This is a genomic window from Tropicimonas sp. IMCC6043 (assembly GCF_004146235.1).
Taxonomy (GTDB): domain Bacteria; phylum Pseudomonadota; class Alphaproteobacteria; order Rhodobacterales; family Rhodobacteraceae; genus Tropicimonas.
Genome location: NZ_SELO01000059.1, coordinates 1 through 16,237, shown reverse-complemented (window position 1 = coordinate 16,237; position 16,237 = coordinate 1). Strand labels below are relative to the sequence as shown.

Sequence of the window (16,237 nt, the reverse complement as noted above, 5' to 3'; positions counted from 1 at the left end):
GCGGACCAAGGCGCCCCGGCAACCGCCAGCTACATAGGGAGCGCGTCTGCCGGGGCGCCGATCACGCTGGAACTGGCCGGATTTTGTGCTGCCCTCTGGCAGGAAATCGCACCGCCGTTGACACCGAGAAGGTCGACTCGCAGATCTTCTGGCTGCCCTTGCGCGCCCGCTGCGTCCTGGTGCTGACCAGACCGGCATCTTCGAGCATCTGCAGGTTGGACGACACGGTCGATTGCGGCAGGCCCAAGGTCGCGGCGATCTGGTTGACGTTCTTCGGCCCCTCGGCGCCGAGAAGCTTGAGGATCGAGACACGAACCGCGCTGGCGAGACTCTTGATGATGTCCTGCCGCTCTTCCGGATCGACGACAAGATACTTGCTGGACATGCCCTTAGCACCACCCCGGCTGCGTAGTCGATTTCAATATCAGGATATCCGATATACAAATCTAAGCCGCGATACAATGAAAGGTGACGCCGGACGGGATCGAACCGATCCCGGGTTGGGTTGCCACCCTCCCCCGTGGTCGGTGCACAGACTTGGAGAGCCCATGTCTCGGGAAAGGAAATGCCCCACGGGTTACGACCGTCCCGAGTGGGCCAGGATGGTCCCAGCCTTTCGGACGAGGCCTCGGCTGGCGCGGCCCGGTGTCGTCACTGTCCGGACGGATCGCCCGCCCTTACCAACTCGCAATCCGGCCGTCGGGCAGCACGGCGTCGAGCGCCCAGATGACCTCCTGCGCAAATGGGTAGCGCGCGGCGGCGGCCTCGTCGATCTCGATGCCCAGACCGGGCGCCTCGGGAACCGTCCAGGCGCCGTTCTCCAGCGTCAACGGATGGGTTGCACAGATCTCCTCGAACCAGGGCACCATGCCCACGGCCTCCTCCTGGATGACGAAGTTCGGCGTGGCCGTGTCGAATTGCAGCGCCACCGCGCCGGCGACCGGACCCATCGGGTTGTGCGGGCAGACGCCGATATGCGCTGCCTCGGCGATTGCCGCGATCCGACGGCCCCCGCTGAAGCCCAGGCAATGGGCGAGGTCGGGCTGAATGTAGGTGACCGCCCTCGTCTCGGCCACCTCGGCGAATTCGCGCGGAGTGAACAGCCGCTCGCCGGTGGCAAGCGGACAGGACACCTGGGCGGCGAGGGCCGCCATTGCCGGCGTGTCGCCGGGCTGGATCGGCTCTTCCACGAAGAGCGGCGAGATCGGCGCGATTGCATCGATATAGGCCCGGGCGGCGGCCAGCGAATCCGGGCGGCCGTGGAAATCAGTCATGATGTCCACGTCATCGCCGACGCGCTCGCGCACGGCCACGGCCAATGCCTCCACGTGGCGGATGTCGGGCAGACGCGCGTCATATCCAGTATAGGGAACGAGACCGAGCTTTATCGCGTTGTAGCCCATTTCCACAGTCTCCTGCACGGCATCGCAAAAGGCGCTGATGTCGCGCGTGTCGAGGCTGGCATCGGCCCGACCGCGATGCAGGTGGGTGTAGACCCGGACGCTGTCGCGCACCCGGCCGCCAAGCAGCTCCCATACCGGCACGCCGAGCGCCTTTCCCTTGATGTCCCAGAGCGCCTGCTCGATCCCCGAGGCCGCGGACATGCCGATGGAGCCGAGCGGCCAGAAACTGAAACGCGTCATGCGGGCCACCACATGCTCGATGCGCATCGGATCCTCTCCAACGATCAGCGGCGCCAGATCCTCGACCGTACCGACGACGGCGCGGGTCTTCCATTCCAGCGTCGCCTCTCCCCAGCCATTCAGCCCGGGCTGATCGGTGAGCACCTTCACGAAAACCCAGTTGCGGTGGATCGCGTTGACAACGAGGGTTTCGACGGCGGTGATTTTCATGGCGAGCCTCGGGACGTCAGTGGTTCAGGAGATATGGCAACCAGGTGGAGAAGCCGGGCACGAGGCACAGCAGGACCACGGCGCCCAGTTGCGCGAAGAAGAACGGGAGCAGCGCGCGCAGGAGCGGCATCATTCCGATACTGCCGACGCGCATGACGACGAACAGCACGACCCCCACGGGCGGCGTCACCAACCCCATCGCGAGCGTCAGCATCACGACCATGCTCGCCTGCAACGGGTCGATGCCCAGCTCCCGCACCGCCGGCATGAGCAGCGGCACGAAGATCAGGATCGCCGCGCCAATGTCCAGAAACGTGCCAAGCACCAGCATCAGCAGCGCCGTCGCCAGCAGGAACAGCACCGGCTGCCCCTCGAACAGTTGCGCGGTGCTGCGCACGAATTCCGCGATGCCAAGAAGGTTTAGCGCGTAGGACAGGATCGTGGCGGCGGCGACCAGCAGGTAGATGGTCGCGGAAATCCGCGCCGCGCGCAGAAAGGCGTTCCACAGGCCCGCCATGTCGAGCTTCCGGAAGACCACGGTGGACAGGAAGATCGCGTATGCGACGGCGATGCCACCGCCTTCGGTCGCCGTGTAGGCACCGATCACCATGCCACCGACGATGATCAGCGGCAGGGTCGCAACCGCGACGCCCTCGATCACCATGCGCAATGCGGAGTCGCCGGACACACTGGAATGCGGGAACGGAATGCGGCCGCGCAGGGCGTCAAAGGCGACCACCACCATGCAGGCGCCCCCGGCCAGCAGCCCCGGAACCACTCCGGCCAGGAACAGATCGACGATGGAGATACTGGCAACCGCACCGATCAGGATGGCCAGACCCGAGGGCGGGATGATCGGCCCGACGATGGAGGAGGCCACGGTGACGGCGGCCGAATACGGGCGCGAGTAGCCTTCCTTCGGCATCTCGGTCATGAAGACGCGCCCGAGCGCCGCGGCATCCGCCACCGCCGATCCGGAGATTCCGGCAAAGACGATCGAGGTGCCGATATTGGCAAAGGCCGTGCCGCCGCGCAGCCAGCGGGTCGCCGACTGGGCGATGGAGATCAGCCGGGAGGTGATCCCCCCCTGCCCCATGATCTCGGCGGCCAGAATGTAGAATGGCACCGCGAGAAAGACGAAACTGTCCACCCCCGTGAACAGGCGCGTGGCGACGATCGCGAAAGGAATGTCTGCGATCCAAATGCCGACCAACCCCGCGAGACCAAGCGCGAAGGCGACCGGCACGCCGGCGAAGAGAAGCACGAGCCCCGTGATCGCGACCCAGATCATGAGAGGGTCTCACCGCGATCGATTTCGTCGGTGTCGGGCTCGAAGCCGGAAAACCACGTGAGAGCGATCTGGAGCAGCATGAGCGCAGCGCCTACGGGCAACGCCATATAGGGAAGGATCATCGGGATCTGGGAAGCTGGCGCGACCTGGCGCGCGTTTCGGAGCGTCAGCGGCCATCCATAGACCAGCACGAAGACGCAGAAGATGGCTGCGATTGTATAGAGGGCCGATTTGACCAGCCGCGCCCGCTCCGGACGGACCATGTTCTCCAGCGTCTGGATGCCCATATGCTCGGCACGAAAGATGCACGCGACCGACCCCAGCATCATCAGCCAGATCATGAGATAGCGCATGGCTTCCTCGGTCCAGCTGAAGCCGGTGTTGAAGAGATACCGCCCGCCGACCTGGGTCAGGTTCAGGCAGGTGACGACGATCAGCAGCAGGGTTGCGACCGTTTCGGTGGTGCGTGTCAGCAACCGCGATGCGCGAAGGGCGATCTTGTTCATGATGGCAGGCGGGGCGCCGGGCGTGCCGGCGCCCCCGTTTCTGTCACTGGTAGAGATCTTCTTTGGCGGATTCGACTTCGCCAAGAAGCTCGTCCACCAGTTCCGAGCCGACATTCTCGCGGATGAAGGCCAGGACCGGTTCCTGCGTCAGCGCCTTGAAGGCGGCCTTCTCCTCGGGCGTCGACACGTGAACCTCCATGCCGAGTTCTTCCTGAAGCAGCTTGCTGAACTTCCAGTCGCCTTCCGTCTTCTGGAGATTCTCGGTCCAGGCCATGAGTTGCGCTGCGTCCTGAATGATCTGCTGGTGGCCCGGGGACAGGCTCTGGAACCAGTCCTCATTGGCGAGGATGACATGCAGGCCGAAGACGTGCTCGTCGAGGGTGTAGTATTTCTGCACTTCACCCAGGCCGCCGCCATAGACAACCGCCGGCGGGTTTTCCTGGCCGTCGACCACACCCTGGCGCAGCGCCATCAGCACCTCGGCGCCGGCGATCGGCACGGCAGTCGCGCCGAGCGATCCGACCAGCTCGATGAAGACCGGGCTTTCCATGGTGCGGATCTTCATCCCCGCCAGGTCGTCGGGATTGACCACCGGCCGGACGTTGTTCGTGAAGGAACGGAAGCCGTTCTGCGAGAAGGCAAGCGCGCGCATGCCGGTTTCCTTGAGGATGTCCTCACGCATGTTGTCGGCAAACTCGCTCTCCATGACTTTCCAGGCCACAGGTGCGCTTTCGAAGAGATACGGGATCGCCCAGACCTGCATCGGCGGATAGAAACCGGCCATCGCGCCATCGGCGGCAAAGGTCAGCTCAAGGCTTCCCTGTTGCACCTGCTCCATCATCTCCCGCTCGCTGCCGAGCTGGTTGTTGGGAAAGAGGCGCACGGTGATCTCGCCATTCGTCTTGAACTCGACGTATTCCTTGAACCGGACCAGGGCGTTGTATTCGGGGAAATCGCCTTCACCGATACCGATGCCGAACTTGATTTCCTCGGCAGCTGCCGGGGCCAGCGAAAGGCTCCCCAATACAGCCGCGACGGCCACGATCTTCGAAAACTCCATCTCTTCCTCCCTTGGTGTGGACTGTCCCGAAAGCGGAGCGCACTCCCATTGTGCGACGACTCCTGATAAGCGGTATTGAAACAATGACCATCTCTAGATCATATGTAAAGACCAATCCGGCGCTTTGATCATACCTAGAGGCGATTCCGGAAGAGAGAGAGGTTCGCGATGGAAGCCGACAGGCAAGACGGAAGACCCACGCTGACGGTGCCGCTCGATTCCGGCCTCTCGCTGCCCACGGGCGCGGCAAAGTCCGCCGTGGAGGAGCTGGGGCGGCGGATCGCCAACGATCTCTACAGACCCGGCGAACCCATTCCGACAGAGCCCGAACTCGCTGCCTCGCTTGGCGTCAGCCGGGCGACCGTGCGCGACGCGATCAAGGTTCTGTCCGGGAAGGGGCTGATACGCACCGCGCGACGCTATGGCACGCGGGTCCGTCCGATCGAGGAATGGAATCTGCTCGACGCAGATGTCGCGTCCTGGCACGATCCGACCCACCCGCGTATCGGCAGGATGTTTGCCGAAACGACGGAACTGCGCTGCATCATCGAACCCGCTGCAGCGGCTCTGGCGGCCGAACGGGCGACGCTGGCCCAGACAGAGGCCATCTCGGCGGCCGCCAACGCGATGCATCCCGGCAAGAGCGACGTCGCCGAAATGTTCGCGGCCGACTGCACCTTCCACGCCACGATCCTCGAAGCGACCGGCAACATGATGATGCGTCAGTTGAAGCCGATCATCCTGACGGTGCTGCGCATTTCCTACGAATTCGGCGTTTTGGTAAAGGATGGAGAGCCGGTCACCCGCGAGGGCCATATCCACGTCGCCGATGCGATCGGCCGCCGCGACAGCAGCGCCGCACGCACCGAGATGGAGCATATGCTGCAAAACAACCGTCGGACGGCCGAGCAATATTGGAGCCGGAAAGCCTCCCAGGGCTCTTCCTGAAAAGCGCGGTGACGTAGCCGGGAGCGACCTGTCTGGAGGTTGGGCCGGGCGTTTGACCTGCCTCCGGGCTTTTCGACCCGTTCATCCCGAAAGCGCCTCGCGGAAAGGACCCTTGTCTGCCGGACCCAAACGCCCGGTCAGTCAAAGGTGCCGGAGACCCGGCCGATCAGCATGAAGGCGCGGGCCGAACGGGTCTCGGCAAAGGCAGCGATATCGGGATCGCTTGCCGTCTTCTCGAAATTGGCGAAGGTCGAATCGAACTTGCGCAGGAAGTGGTGCGCGCAGTCGCGGAAGACCGGGTCCTGGCGCATCCGCCCCGCGGTCAGCGCGAGGCTCGACCGGTCCCGCACGCCGCCGAGGCTCGCCACCGCGCGGCCGCGCTCGCCTTCGGCAAAACGCCGCCAGACCTCCGGTTTCGCGCGGTCGGGCGCGAGGTCATCCATGTAGATCCCGTCCTCGGCCAGGAGGGTCAGGATGTCCTGCGCCGAACGCACCAGCGGCGCGACGCCGCGATCCTTCAGCGCCGCGCGCAAGGCGCGAAACCCCTCCTTGTCGCGCTCGTCCTCCGGGAAGTTCATCGCACGGATAAAATCCTCCGAGCTGATCGGGTCGGCCAGCGCGTCGGCCGGCGTCCCGAGCGCAAGCGTCGGCTGGACGACCTCGTCAGACCGTTGCGCCTGCCGTTTCGGCGCCGCGACCGGCGCGCGCTTGCCCTCATTCACCGCGACCGCAGCGGCGCGGGAATTGACGGAGGTGAGATGCGCGAGCGCGGCCTCGGTCTTCTTCTGCGCGCGAGCAATCTCGTCGAGCTTCTGCTCGAGCGGCAGCCGCGTGCCGCTGGCGCCCTGCGGCGCCTGGCTGGTATAGGCATGGCGCATCGCATCTATCGCCGCCTGCAGCCGGTTGCTTTCCTCGCGCATCATCCGCGCGCTCTTGGCCGCGGTCGCGCCGACCCAGATCAGCGCCACCGGCATGAACACCGCCAGCAGCATCATCACGAAACGGGCCGGGTCAAAGCTCGCCTGGGCGGGTAGCGGCAGCAGCAGGAAGAAGAGACCCACGGCGAAGAACCAGAGCGCGCTGAGCAGCAACGCGATCCAGTCAGACGCGGAAAGCCCGCCGCGGTCGGGATCCGGGCGGGTCGCGTCGCCGATATGCGGCTTGCGCGGGTCCTGGCTCATCTGGGCGCTGTGTCCGACTCAGACATATTTGATGCTGAGAATCTCATAGCTTTTTTCGCCGCCCGGTGTGCGAACTTCGATGTTGTCACCCTCGTCCTTGCCGATGAGTGCGCGCGCAATGGGCGACTTGATGTTCAGCAAGCCGCGTTCGAGATCGGCCTCCGGTTCGCCGACGATCTGGTAGGTCTTCTCCTCGTCGGTATCCTCGTCGACGATGGTCACCGTGGCGCCGAACTTGATCGGACCGGAAAGCGTCGCGGGGTCGATCACGTTGGAGAGCGAGATGATCCCTTCGAGCTCCTTGATCCGGCCCTCGATGAAACTCTGCTTCTCGCGCGCGGAGTGGTATTCGGCGTTTTCCGACAGGTCGCCATGCTCACGCGCCTCGGCGATCGCCTTGATGATCGCGGGGCGGTCGGTGGACTTCAGTGTCTTGAGTTCTGCGGCCAGCGCGGTGAACCCCGCGCGGGTCATCGGTATCTTTTCCATTCTGTCCCTGCACGGTCTGGATTGTGGGGATTGGGTTGAAAGCCCTTAATCCAAGCGTGCAGCCGAATGTCAAGCGAAAGCCCGGGATCGACCGGCGGCGGTTCGCGCAGTGCAACCTCCTCGCCGGTCCCGACGGAGCAGGCCATTCGCGGCGGTCGCGCGCCGACACAGCGAGTCCTGCGAAAAGTCACCGGTCCCGTCAGGGTCAGGACGGGTCTGCGACGACTCCACGGGACCCGCCGCTGACCTTGCCGGACCGGAGTACCGGACCGGCAGCAACCGTTCACTGGCCAGAGCGGTCCGCGCCGATCGCATAGGTGATCGACACCGAAGCGGCGATCTCGACCTCTCCCGCGGCGACCGGCAGGCCGCTTTCGGCCATCGCCGCCCGCATCATCCTCGGCTCCACGCCTCCGCCATGCTCGTCGATCGACAGGATCGGACCAAGCGTAACCCCCGCCGCCTCGGCATAGAGCTCGGCCTTGCGAATCGCATCCGCCACCGCCGCCCGCCGCGCTTCGTCCTCGACCGGCTGCGGCGCCTGCAGCCCGAAACTCAGGCCGCGGAACTCGTTGGCCCCGTCCGAGACCAGCGCGTCGAGCAGGCCGCCGAGCGCGTCGAGATCGCGCACACGCACCACCGCGCCCGAACGCGCCACGAATCCCTCGATCCGGGCCGGCCCCTCCCTCGTTTCCTGCTGCCAACGCGGCTCAAGCGTCAGCGTGTTGGTTTGCACGTCGGTGGCGGCGATTCCGGCCGCCTCGATGCGCTCCAGCACCGTCCCCATCCGCGCGCCGACGCCCGCCATCGCGTCAGCGGCCTCGTCAGCCTCGGCCACCGCGCCGAATGTCACGGTCGCCATGTCGGGAGCCACCGCCACCTGGCCCTGCCCGGTCACGGTCAGCCGGCCCTCTTCCGCCGCAAGAGCCTGCATCCCTGCCAGTCCCGATATCAGTGCCGCGGCCAGGGCCGCATTTGCCAGTCGTCTCATCAATGGAATCTCCTTTGTCTCGCATCTCATCGAATTGTGAGACGCCTCCCGCCCTCCAATCCTTGGCGGATCCTGTTTATCTGCGCGAATTCCTGCTATAGAACTCCGCTACATCAAACGACAGCTTGCGCCACGCGCACGTCCGGTTTCAAGAAGGGCGGGATGACCCCGAGTTTTGCACTCCTCCTCGACAATGATGGCCTCACCCTGCTCCACGATGCGGGCCGGGGGTGGCGGCGCGTCGATACTGTCCTCTTCGAAACGCCGGACCTGGCCGCTGCGCTGGAGGCAATGCGCACCCGCGCCGACGCGCTCGCTGGGGGCGCGCCGATCCGCGCCGCCCTGGTACTGCCCAACTCGCAGATTCTCTATGCCGAGGCGGACGCCGGAACCGACGCCGCCGACAACGCGCGCCGGGCGGCCCGACGGCTCGACGGCGCGACGCCCTATGCGCTGGAGGAACTGGTCTTCGACTGGAAGACGCGCGGCGGCAAGATCCTCATCGCCGCGGTGGCGCGCGAGACACTGGAAGAGGCCGAGGATTTCGCCCTGAAGCACGGCTTCGGCCCGATGAGCTTCACGGCCACGCCGGCGGAGAGCGACTTCCCCGGCGCGCCCTTCTTCGGCCCCTGCGACGCGGCCGCGCATCTGCTGAATCCCGGCGAGATTCTCGAGCGCCCTGCCCGGCCGATTCTCTCGCTGGGCGATCTCGAGCCGCCGGCAGAAGCAGCGACAGCCGCGGAACCCGTCGCGGCCGAGGCGCGTGACGGGACTGACACGGCGCCAGCGGTCGAGACTCCAGCAGAAGAGACGCCGGAGGCGGCAGGGCCATCCGGCGCGCAGGCACTTGCGCCAGCGACAACGCCTCTCCCGGCGCCCGAGACCGACCTAAAAAAAGCGAACTCCGTCTCCGACCCGCAGGTCGATATCGCCGAGGAAACTCCCAAGGAGAAGGCCGCGCTACAGTCCGACGGGACGGCCGAGCCTTTGGAATCGCCCGACGAGGCCGGGCCCACCGCCGACGCCCTGCCGGCCCCGTCCTTCGCCTCGATTCGTCCCCGTATCCAGTCGGAGATTGAGACGCCTCCGCCTCCCTCGCGCGCGCCCGCCACGCCCGCAACCGGGGCTTCGACGTCCGCAGGGCAGGAACCTCGGGCGCCGTCGCGCAAAACAACCGCACGGCCACCGCGCAAGGACAGCCGCAACCGCGTGGAGCCCGTGCTCTCGGCAAGATCCGCCGCGGCCGCGGCGACACCGCCGAAACCCGTCCCTGCTACGCCGCCCGTCGCGGACACGGCAACCGCGCCGCCCCCCGCCGCCGCGACGAAGGCGAAGCTGACGGCCGCGCCCGCAGCGCCCATCCTGCCGGCCGTCGAGACCAGCGTGCAGGAGGCCGAGGCGCTGACGGTCTTCGGAGCCCGCAAATCCCAGCAGGATTCGCGCCCGCCGCTTCGCCTCGAGGTCCTGGCCGCGGCGGCTGGCGTCGCGGCGATCGCGATTGTCGGGCTCTGGAGCTTCGTCGGCGGCCCGTCCGAGGACACCGCCACGCTCTCGGCGCCGTCAGATCTGGTGAGTGTTGCCCCGGTCCTTGAAGACTCCGCACCGGCCGTCACCGATCTTGCGCCCACGGCACCAGTCGAGTCCGGCGCCCCCGACGCGATCGCCCTGACCGAACAGGACAGCGCGTCCGCTCCCGACATGCCCGCCTCCCTGCCGGAGAGCCCGGTGGCGGCCGAGTCCGCCGCGGCGCCAGTTACTGACGCGGAGGGCACGCAAACATCGCCCGTATCGGAGACCGCCGACGCGCTCGAGCTTGCCGGCGCCGGCACCCGGTCGCCCACGCCGGGCGACGCGCTCTCCGCGACGACACCCGCGACACCTGCCGCAGCGGAGGACCCTGCCGGCGAAGTCGAGGATCTCACCGAACCCGAGATCGCCGGCGCGGCAGAAACTGTCGGCGTAGAGCCCGACCCGGCTGAGGGCGAAGAGCTTGCCCTGCTCACGCCGACGGAGGAACCTACCAATCCGGAACTGCCCGCCGCGGCCCCGCTCGACCCGGTGAGCGCCCGTGCGGCCTATGCGGTCAGCGGCATCTGGCAAGCCCCGCCGGAACAGGGGATCGAGCCGAAGACGGAGGATATCGAGGATATCTACATCGCCTCGATTGACCCCTCGTCGCCCGTTCAGGACGCCTATTCGCTGCCCGATCCGCGGGAACTGGCGGAAACGGCGCCACAGGCTGCGGAACCGCCGGTCGTGCCAGCGCCGACACCCGACCCGGAGGCAGCGGCCCCAGAGAGCGGACTGACGCCGGGCGGAGTGGCGATCCGGCTCGGCCCGCCCGATATCGTGCCGCCGCGCCGCCCCGACGGGCTCGCACCGGAACAGGCCGAGACGCCTGCGGAGACGGCGGATCCGGACGCAGAGGCCGCGCCCGAGGCCGAAGACCCTCTGCGCGAATTCCGTCCGCGGACTCGTCCAGACGGGTTGATCGAGGAAACCGAGCGGACGAATCTCGGTGGCCGCACCCGGTCCGAACTGGCGCTATTCCGGCCGGCGAAGCGCCCCGCCTCGGTCCAGGAGACCGCGGAGGCGCTGGCCGAGGCGCAGAGCATGGCCGACGCACAGACGGAGGCCGGCCAGCAGGCCGAACTGCTCGGCGAGGACACCGCGCAATCGGCGGCGGATGCGGACGCGCTCGCCCTCGATCTGGCCACCGCAACCGATCGGGCGATCGCGGAATCACCCGAACCGCGGCTGCGCCCGGCCAATATCGCCCAGATCGCCGACCGTGCCCGCCGCCGAGCCGAACTGGAAGCGGCGGCGGAACAGGAAGCGGCGGAAGCAGCCGAGGCCGCCCAGCTCGAGATGGCGCGCAAGCGGGCCGCCGAGGCCCGCGCCGCGCAGGAGCGCGACGCCAAGGAGGCCGAGGCCAAGGCCGTCGCCGCGGCGGCTGCAGCAGCCCGTGCAGCGCAGGAGGCCGAGGCAGAGGCGGAGGAAGACGCCGCCTCCAGCGGCCCTGCCGTTCCACGCCGCGAGCGCGCCAACCCCACCGGGCCGATCTCGGCCAGGGTCGCCCGGGAGGCGACGGTGGCCAACGCCGTTTCGCTCCGCAAGGTCTCGCTGATCGGGGTCTATGGCACCTCCTCGCAGCGCCGCGCGCTCGTGCGGCTGCCATCGGGCAAGATGGTCAAGCTCAAGGTCGGCGACCGGCTGGACGGCGGCCGCGTCGCCGCCATCGGCGCGAGTGACCTGAGCTACCAGAAGAGTGGGCGGATGGTGACTCTCAAGATGCCGAAGGGCTGACGCCGCCACGTCATCACAACCTCCTGATCGGAGACCTACGCCTTGCGCTGCGGTGCGGCACCATGACAATCTGGCCGGGGCCGCCTTGGCCGGCCAAGGAGGATGACCATGGAAGGCTTTTTCGACGACGCGACGATTCTGCTCGGCGCCGCCGTCATCGGCGTTCCGATCGCTGCCCGGCTCGGGCTCGGCTCGGTGCTCGGCTACCTGCTCGCCGGCATCCTGATCGGCCCGCTTCTGCACATGGCCGGCGTCGAGGCCGAGACGTTGCGCCATTATGCCGAGTTCGGCGTGGTCATGATGCTCTTCCTGATCGGGCTCGAACTCGAGCCGCGCGTCCTCTGGGAGATGCGCGACAAGCTCATCGGCATGGGCGGCATGCAAATCGGCCTGACCACGGGCGCGGTGACGCTGATCGCCTGGGCGATGGGCGAGACGCTCAATATTTCGCTCGCGATCGGCCTTATTATGGCGCTCTCCTCCACCGCCATCGTGCTTCAGACCCTCTCCGAAAAGGGTCTGATGAAGACATCGGGAGGCAAGGCGACCTTCTCGGTCCTGCTCACCCAGGACATCGCCGTCATCCCGATGCTCGCCCTGCTGCCGCTACTGGCGATGCCCGCGGTGCCCCGGCTGGACCCTTCGGGCGCGATCCTGCGCCCCGGCGAGCTGCCCGCAGGTGCCGAGGAAGTGCATGAGGCATTCTCGCTGATCGAGGGGCTACCCGGCTGGCAGGCCGCGCTCGTGATCATCTCGGTGATCGTCGCGGTCGTGCTCGCGGGCATGTATCTCTCGCCGATCCTGTTCCGTTTCGTCCACATGGCCCGGCTGCGCGAGATCCACACCGCGACCGCGCTGCTCGTGGTCTTCTCGATCGCCTATCTGATGGTGCTGATCGGTCTCTCACCCGCGCTCGGCGCCTTCCTCGGCGGCGTAGTGCTGGCCACGTCAGAATTCCGCCACGAGCTCGAGGCCAATATCGAACCCTTCAAGGGGCTGTTGCTCGGCCTCTTCTTCATGTCGGTCGGCGCCGGCATCGACTTCCGCGTGATGGCTGACAATGCCGGCACGGTGGTCGGGCTGACCGTCCTGCTGGTGCTGGTCAAGGGCGGCGTGCTGTTCCTGCTCGCCAACACCTTCGGACTGCGCAAGCGCGACAAGTGGCTCTTCACACTCGGCCTCGCCCAGGCCGGCGAATTCGGCTTCGTTCTGGTGTCCTTCGCCTTGCAGGAAAACGTTCTGACCGGGCGGCTGAGCCAGATCCTGCTCCTCGTCATCGCGCTGTCGATGCTGGTGACGCCGCTGCTCTTCATCCTCTACGACTGGATCGCCCACCGTGTCGGCGAGCATGGCGCTGCGACTGACATCCACCGCAAGCATGACGAGATCGACCAGCAGGCCCCGGTCATCATCGCCGGCGTCGGCCGTTTCGGGCAGGTCGTGAACCGGATGGTCCAGATGGCGGGGCTGAAATGCACCGTGCTCGACCACGATCTCGCCGCCATCGAACTGATGCGCAATTTCGGCTTCAAGGCGTTCTACGGCGACCCGACGCGGCCGGTCCTGCTGCATGCCGCCGGGCTGAAGGATGCCCGCGTGCTGGTCGCCGCCCTCGATGACCCGCATGCGACGACGAAGCTCGTGGCCTATGCCCGCGCGGAGCGGCCGGACCTGCACATCATCGCCCGCGCCCATGACCGGGTGCATGTCTACCAGCTCTACCAGGCTGGCGCCGATGACATCGTCCGCGAGATGTTCGACAGCTCTCTGCGCGCCGGCCGCTACGTGCTTGAGAACATGGATTTCTCCGCTTTTGAGGCGAACGAGATGGAAAAGGCCTTCTTCAAGCACGACCGGATGACCCTGCGCGAACTGGCCCCGCTCTGGGACCCGTCCCGCTCGCTCAAGGACAATCCGGCCTATCTCGCCCGCGCGCGCGAGCTCAACCAGGTGCTCGCAACTTCGCTGGTCACCGCCCTCGAGGTGCAAGAACTTGAAAGCCGCGAACAGCCGGAGGAACGGGCGCCTCAGACGGTGGATTGACGGGGGCGCGGCAAGCTGCGGAGCCACGCTGCGCAGGGGTGACGTTGCTCAGCCCGCCGAAACGCCCGCCTCACCGAACGTCGCCATGCCGGAATGGCAGGCGATCGCGCCCTTGAGCACGCCGATAGCCAGCGCCCCGCCGGTGCCCTCTCCGAGCCGCAGGCCAAGGCTCAGAAGCGGCTCCTTGCCGATCTTCTCCAGCAGCCGTGCATGGGCGCCCTCGGCCGAGACATGCCCGGCGACGGCATGGTCGAGCGCGCCCGGCACCGCCGCCTCGAGCACCGCGGCGGCGGCGGTGCAGATGAACCCGTCGAGCAAGACCGGAACCCGATGATGGCGTGCGGCGAGGATGGCGCCGGCCATCGCCGCGATCTCGCGCCCGCCGAGCCGCCGCAGCACTTCGAGCGGGTCGCCGAGCGCCTCGGCGTGGCACGCGAGCCCGGCATCGACCACGGCCCGCTTGCGCGCCAGCCCTGCGTCGTCAACACCGGTGCCTCGGCCGACCCAGGTCTCCGCACCGCCGCCAAAGAGCCCCGCGGCGATGGCTGCCGCCGCGGTCGTGTTTCCGATTCCCATCTCGCCGGTCACCATCAGCCCGGCCGCAGGATCGACCGCCTCCCAGCCCTTGGCCATCGCCGCGACAATATCTGCCGCGCTCATCGCCGGGCCTTCGGTGAAATCGCCGGTCGGCCGGTCAAGCTCCAGGGAATGCACGCTCATCTCCGCGTCGAAAGCCTTCGCGAGCTGGTTGATCGCCGCGCCGCCGGCCTCGAAATTGGCCACCATCTGCACCGTGACTTCAATCGGGAAGGCCGAGACGCCCTTCGCCGCGACACCATGGTTGCCCGCGAAGACGAGGATCTGCGGCCTGTCGAGCATCGGCCGTGCCTCTCCCCGCCAGCCCGCATACCAGATCGCGAGATCCTCCAGCCGGCCGAGTGCCGCCGGCGGCTTGGTCAGCATCGCGTTGCGCTCTTCGGCTCCGGCGATGGCGCCCAGATCGGGTTGCGGCAGGTTCGAGAGAGCGGCGCGGATACCGGCGAGATCGGTGAAGGGGGCTTGCTGCGTCATGTTTGGCCTCTGTCTTGTTTCCCGCCTTCTGCCCCTCTAAGCCGGGGAGGACAAGCGACAGGGATGCCGGGCCGCCATGCACGAGACGCGACAATTCAAGCCATTTCAGGATCTTGCTCTCGCCTGCGCGCTTCTGACCCGGCTGCCGGTACCGGTGAATGCCGATTTCGCCGCAACCCGCGGCGCCAAGGCGGCCTGGGCCTACCCGCTTGCCGGGGCGTTGGTGGCGGCGCTCGCGGGCGGCATCGGCTGGGTGGCGATAGCGCTTGGGATGCCGACGACGGTTGCGGCGGGGCTGGTGATTGCCGGTCAGGTCGTCATGACCGGCGCGATGCACGAGGACGGGCTGGCGGATGCCGCCGACGGGCTCTGGGGCGGCTGGGACCGGGCACGACGGCTCGAGATCATGAAGGACAGCCGGATCGGCAGCTACGGCGTGCTGGCGCTGATCCTGTCGCTGGGACTGCGCTGGAGCGCGCTCGCTTCGCTCGGTCCGGCGCTGCTGCCGTTTCTGGTCGCGGCGGCGCTGCTCAGCCGTTCGGCAATGGTCTGGCTCATGTGGGCGCTGCCCAACGCCAGGGAGGGCGGGCTTTCGCGATCGGTGGGGCGCCCGGGAGATGCCACCGTTGCGGCGGCCATGCTGATCGGCCTTGCGGGCAGCCTCGCCCTTGTCGGGGCCGGGACGCTTGCCCTGCTCGTAGCGTCGGCCGTCGCAGCGCTGGCCTGCGCCGCGATCGCGCGGGCGAGGATCGGCGGCCAGACCGGCGACATCCTCGGCGCGACTCAGCAGATCGCCGAGATCTGCTGCCTGATCCTCGCCGCGGCGCTCGTCAACTGACCGCCGTCAGCGCATTTCGTAGAGCTTGGCGATCACGCCGTCGGGCGTGCGATAGGTGCGGAAGCCCATCGCGTCGTAATAGGCGAGCCCGTCGGCGTTGTCCGCACCGATAGAGGCGTCGATCCTGTCGATACCGGCCGCTTCAGCCGCCGCCCGCGTGGCATCGAACAGCGCCCGCCCCACCCCGCGCCGCGCCGCGCCGCGGTCGGGCTGACATGAGTGCCGATGATTCCCCAGCCAGGCGTCACTCCATAGGGATTGCCCGGCCCCGCCCACTTCAGCGACTGGAGCCCCAGGATCGCGCCGTCCGAATCCTCGGCAAGGAAACAGATAGGTGGCTCGGGTTGTCTGAACAGTTTGGAGCTGTGTTCTAAGTGGATCTTCCGCTCAGTTATGCCGCGACCGGAATTGGCCGGGACGGGGTGAGATATGCCTGATCGGGCGTTTTCCCGTCCAGCGATGAATGCGGTCTCCGCGTGTTGTAGAAAGCCAGGTAGCGGGAGATCCCCGTGCGGGCCTCGGAGACGCTGTCATAGGCGTGCAGATAGACCTCTTCGTACTTGATCGTTCGCCATAGCCGCTCGACGAAGACGTTGTCGCGCCAGGCACCCTTTCCGTCCATGCTGATCTGGATCTCGGCAGCCTTCAGAGACTTGATGA

15 protein-coding genes are annotated in these 16,237 nt (G+C 67.1%); 4 read left to right on the top strand and 11 right to left on the bottom strand.

What is annotated here, in order from left to right; all coding sequences use genetic code 11:
* Positions 1–61 precede the first annotated feature (61 nt).
* The 5 genes from EU800_RS23700 to EU800_RS23680 all read right to left on the bottom strand — a co-directional run bounded on the left by EU800_RS23700 (position 62) and on the right by EU800_RS23680 (position 4,710).
* Positions 62–385: a transcriptional regulator gene (locus EU800_RS23700; protein ID WP_129635973.1), complete on the bottom strand. Its 324-nt coding sequence runs from the start codon at positions 383–385 to the stop codon at positions 62–64.
* A 292-nt stretch (positions 386–677) separates the two neighbouring features.
* Entirely contained in the window at positions 678–1,853 is a 1,176-nt protein-coding gene (gene dgoD, locus EU800_RS23695; protein ID WP_129635972.1) for a galactonate dehydratase, read from the bottom strand.
* A 16-nt stretch (positions 1,854–1,869) separates the two neighbouring features.
* Positions 1,870–3,144, bottom strand: a complete 1,275-nt coding sequence (locus tag EU800_RS23690; RefSeq protein WP_129635971.1) for a TRAP transporter large permease — start codon at positions 3,142–3,144, stop codon at positions 1,870–1,872.
* Positions 3,141–3,650 carry a TRAP transporter small permease gene (locus tag EU800_RS23685; protein ID WP_129635970.1) on the bottom strand — a complete coding sequence of 170 codons (510 nt, stop codon included), beginning with the start codon at positions 3,648–3,650 and terminating at the stop codon, positions 3,141–3,143. The genes EU800_RS23690 and EU800_RS23685 overlap by 4 nt, the downstream gene beginning before the upstream one ends.
* Before the next feature lie 43 nt (positions 3,651–3,693).
* Positions 3,694–4,710, bottom strand: a complete 1,017-nt coding sequence (locus EU800_RS23680) for a TRAP transporter substrate-binding protein (protein WP_129635969.1) — start codon at positions 4,708–4,710, stop codon at positions 3,694–3,696.
* A 168-nt stretch (positions 4,711–4,878) separates the two neighbouring features.
* Here EU800_RS23680 and EU800_RS23675 point away from each other — a divergent pair, with 168 nt between their 5' ends.
* Entirely contained in the window at positions 4,879–5,658 is a 780-nt protein-coding gene (locus EU800_RS23675) for a FadR/GntR family transcriptional regulator (protein ID WP_129635968.1), read from the top strand.
* A gap of 137 nt (positions 5,659–5,795) precedes the next feature.
* On the opposite strand, the gene EU800_RS23670 is transcribed toward EU800_RS23675, so the two are convergent.
* The 3 genes from EU800_RS23670 to EU800_RS23660 form a co-directional block, all read right to left on the bottom strand.
* Complete coding sequence (locus tag EU800_RS23670) at positions 5,796–6,839, bottom strand: hypothetical protein (protein WP_129635967.1); 1,044 nt, start codon at positions 6,837–6,839, stop codon at positions 5,796–5,798.
* 18 nt (positions 6,840–6,857) lie between these two features.
* Positions 6,858–7,328: a transcription elongation factor GreA gene (greA, locus tag EU800_RS23665; RefSeq protein ID WP_129635966.1), complete on the bottom strand. Its 471-nt coding sequence runs from the start codon at positions 7,326–7,328 to the stop codon at positions 6,858–6,860.
* A 283-nt stretch (positions 7,329–7,611) separates the two neighbouring features.
* Positions 7,612–8,319, bottom strand: coding sequence for an SIMPL domain-containing protein (locus EU800_RS23660; RefSeq protein ID WP_165354821.1), 708 nt, complete (start codon positions 8,317–8,319; stop codon positions 7,612–7,614).
* Positions 8,320–8,481: 162 nt separating this feature from the next.
* Between EU800_RS23660 and EU800_RS23655 the strand changes: the two genes are divergently transcribed.
* Together EU800_RS23655 and EU800_RS23650 are read left to right on the top strand one after the other, a co-directional pair.
* On the top strand, positions 8,482–11,625 hold the full coding sequence (locus tag EU800_RS23655) for a hypothetical protein (protein ID WP_129635964.1): 3,144 nt from the start codon (positions 8,482–8,484) through the stop codon (positions 11,623–11,625).
* Positions 11,626–11,733: 108 nt separating this feature from the next.
* Positions 11,734–13,668 carry a cation:proton antiporter gene (locus tag EU800_RS23650; protein WP_129635963.1) on the top strand — a complete coding sequence of 645 codons (1,935 nt, stop codon included), beginning with the start codon at positions 11,734–11,736 and terminating at the stop codon, positions 13,666–13,668.
* Between the two features lie 48 nt (positions 13,669–13,716).
* Here the strand turns inward: EU800_RS23650 and cobT are convergent, their stop codons facing one another.
* The gene (gene cobT / locus EU800_RS23645) at positions 13,717–14,739 is read right to left on the bottom strand and encodes a nicotinate-nucleotide--dimethylbenzimidazole phosphoribosyltransferase (RefSeq protein WP_129635962.1); all 1,023 of its coding nucleotides are present in this window, start codon (positions 14,737–14,739) and stop codon (positions 13,717–13,719) included.
* A gap of 76 nt (positions 14,740–14,815) precedes the next feature.
* On the opposite strand from cobT, the gene cobS reads away from it, so the two are divergent.
* On the top strand, positions 14,816–15,577 hold the full coding sequence (gene cobS / locus EU800_RS23640; protein WP_129635961.1) for an adenosylcobinamide-GDP ribazoletransferase: 762 nt from the start codon (positions 14,816–14,818) through the stop codon (positions 15,575–15,577).
* 6 nt (positions 15,578–15,583) lie between these two features.
* Here cobS and EU800_RS27030 read toward each other — a convergent pair whose 3' ends face one another.
* Together EU800_RS27030 and EU800_RS23635 are read right to left on the bottom strand one after the other, a co-directional pair.
* Positions 15,584–15,760, bottom strand: a complete 177-nt coding sequence (locus EU800_RS27030) for a hypothetical protein (protein ID WP_165354820.1) — start codon at positions 15,758–15,760, stop codon at positions 15,584–15,586.
* A 208-nt stretch (positions 15,761–15,968) separates the two neighbouring features.
* The coding region (locus EU800_RS23635) for an integrase core domain-containing protein (RefSeq protein ID WP_129635960.1) at positions 15,969–16,237 on the bottom strand (269 nt) is incomplete at its 5' end.

Coding starts and splice junctions, on each gene's coding strand:
- EU800_RS23700 (WP_129635973.1), bottom strand. CDS start 385: ATGTCCAGCAAGTATCTTGTCGTCGATCCGGAAGAGCGGCAGGACATC.
- dgoD (WP_129635972.1), bottom strand. CDS start 1,853: ATGAAAATCACCGCCGTCGAAACCCTCGTTGTCAACGCGATCCACCGC.
- EU800_RS23690 (WP_129635971.1), bottom strand. CDS start 3,144: ATGATCTGGGTCGCGATCACGGGGCTCGTGCTTCTCTTCGCCGGCGTG.
- EU800_RS23685 (WP_129635970.1), bottom strand. CDS start 3,650: ATGAACAAGATCGCCCTTCGCGCATCGCGGTTGCTGACACGCACCACC.
- EU800_RS23680 (WP_129635969.1), bottom strand. CDS start 4,710: ATGGAGTTTTCGAAGATCGTGGCCGTCGCGGCTGTATTGGGGAGCCTT.
- EU800_RS23675 (WP_129635968.1), top strand. CDS start 4,879: ATGGAAGCCGACAGGCAAGACGGAAGACCCACGCTGACGGTGCCGCTC.
- EU800_RS23670 (WP_129635967.1), bottom strand. CDS start 6,839: ATGAGCCAGGACCCGCGCAAGCCGCATATCGGCGACGCGACCCGCCCG.
- greA (WP_129635966.1), bottom strand. CDS start 7,328: ATGGAAAAGATACCGATGACCCGCGCGGGGTTCACCGCGCTGGCCGCA.
- EU800_RS23660 (WP_165354821.1), bottom strand. CDS start 8,319: ATGAGACGACTGGCAAATGCGGCCCTGGCCGCGGCACTGATATCGGGA.
- EU800_RS23655 (WP_129635964.1), top strand. CDS start 8,482: ATGACCCCGAGTTTTGCACTCCTCCTCGACAATGATGGCCTCACCCTG.
- EU800_RS23650 (WP_129635963.1), top strand. CDS start 11,734: ATGGAAGGCTTTTTCGACGACGCGACGATTCTGCTCGGCGCCGCCGTC.
- cobT (WP_129635962.1), bottom strand. CDS start 14,739: ATGACGCAGCAAGCCCCCTTCACCGATCTCGCCGGTATCCGCGCCGCT.
- cobS (WP_129635961.1), top strand. CDS start 14,816: ATGCACGAGACGCGACAATTCAAGCCATTTCAGGATCTTGCTCTCGCC.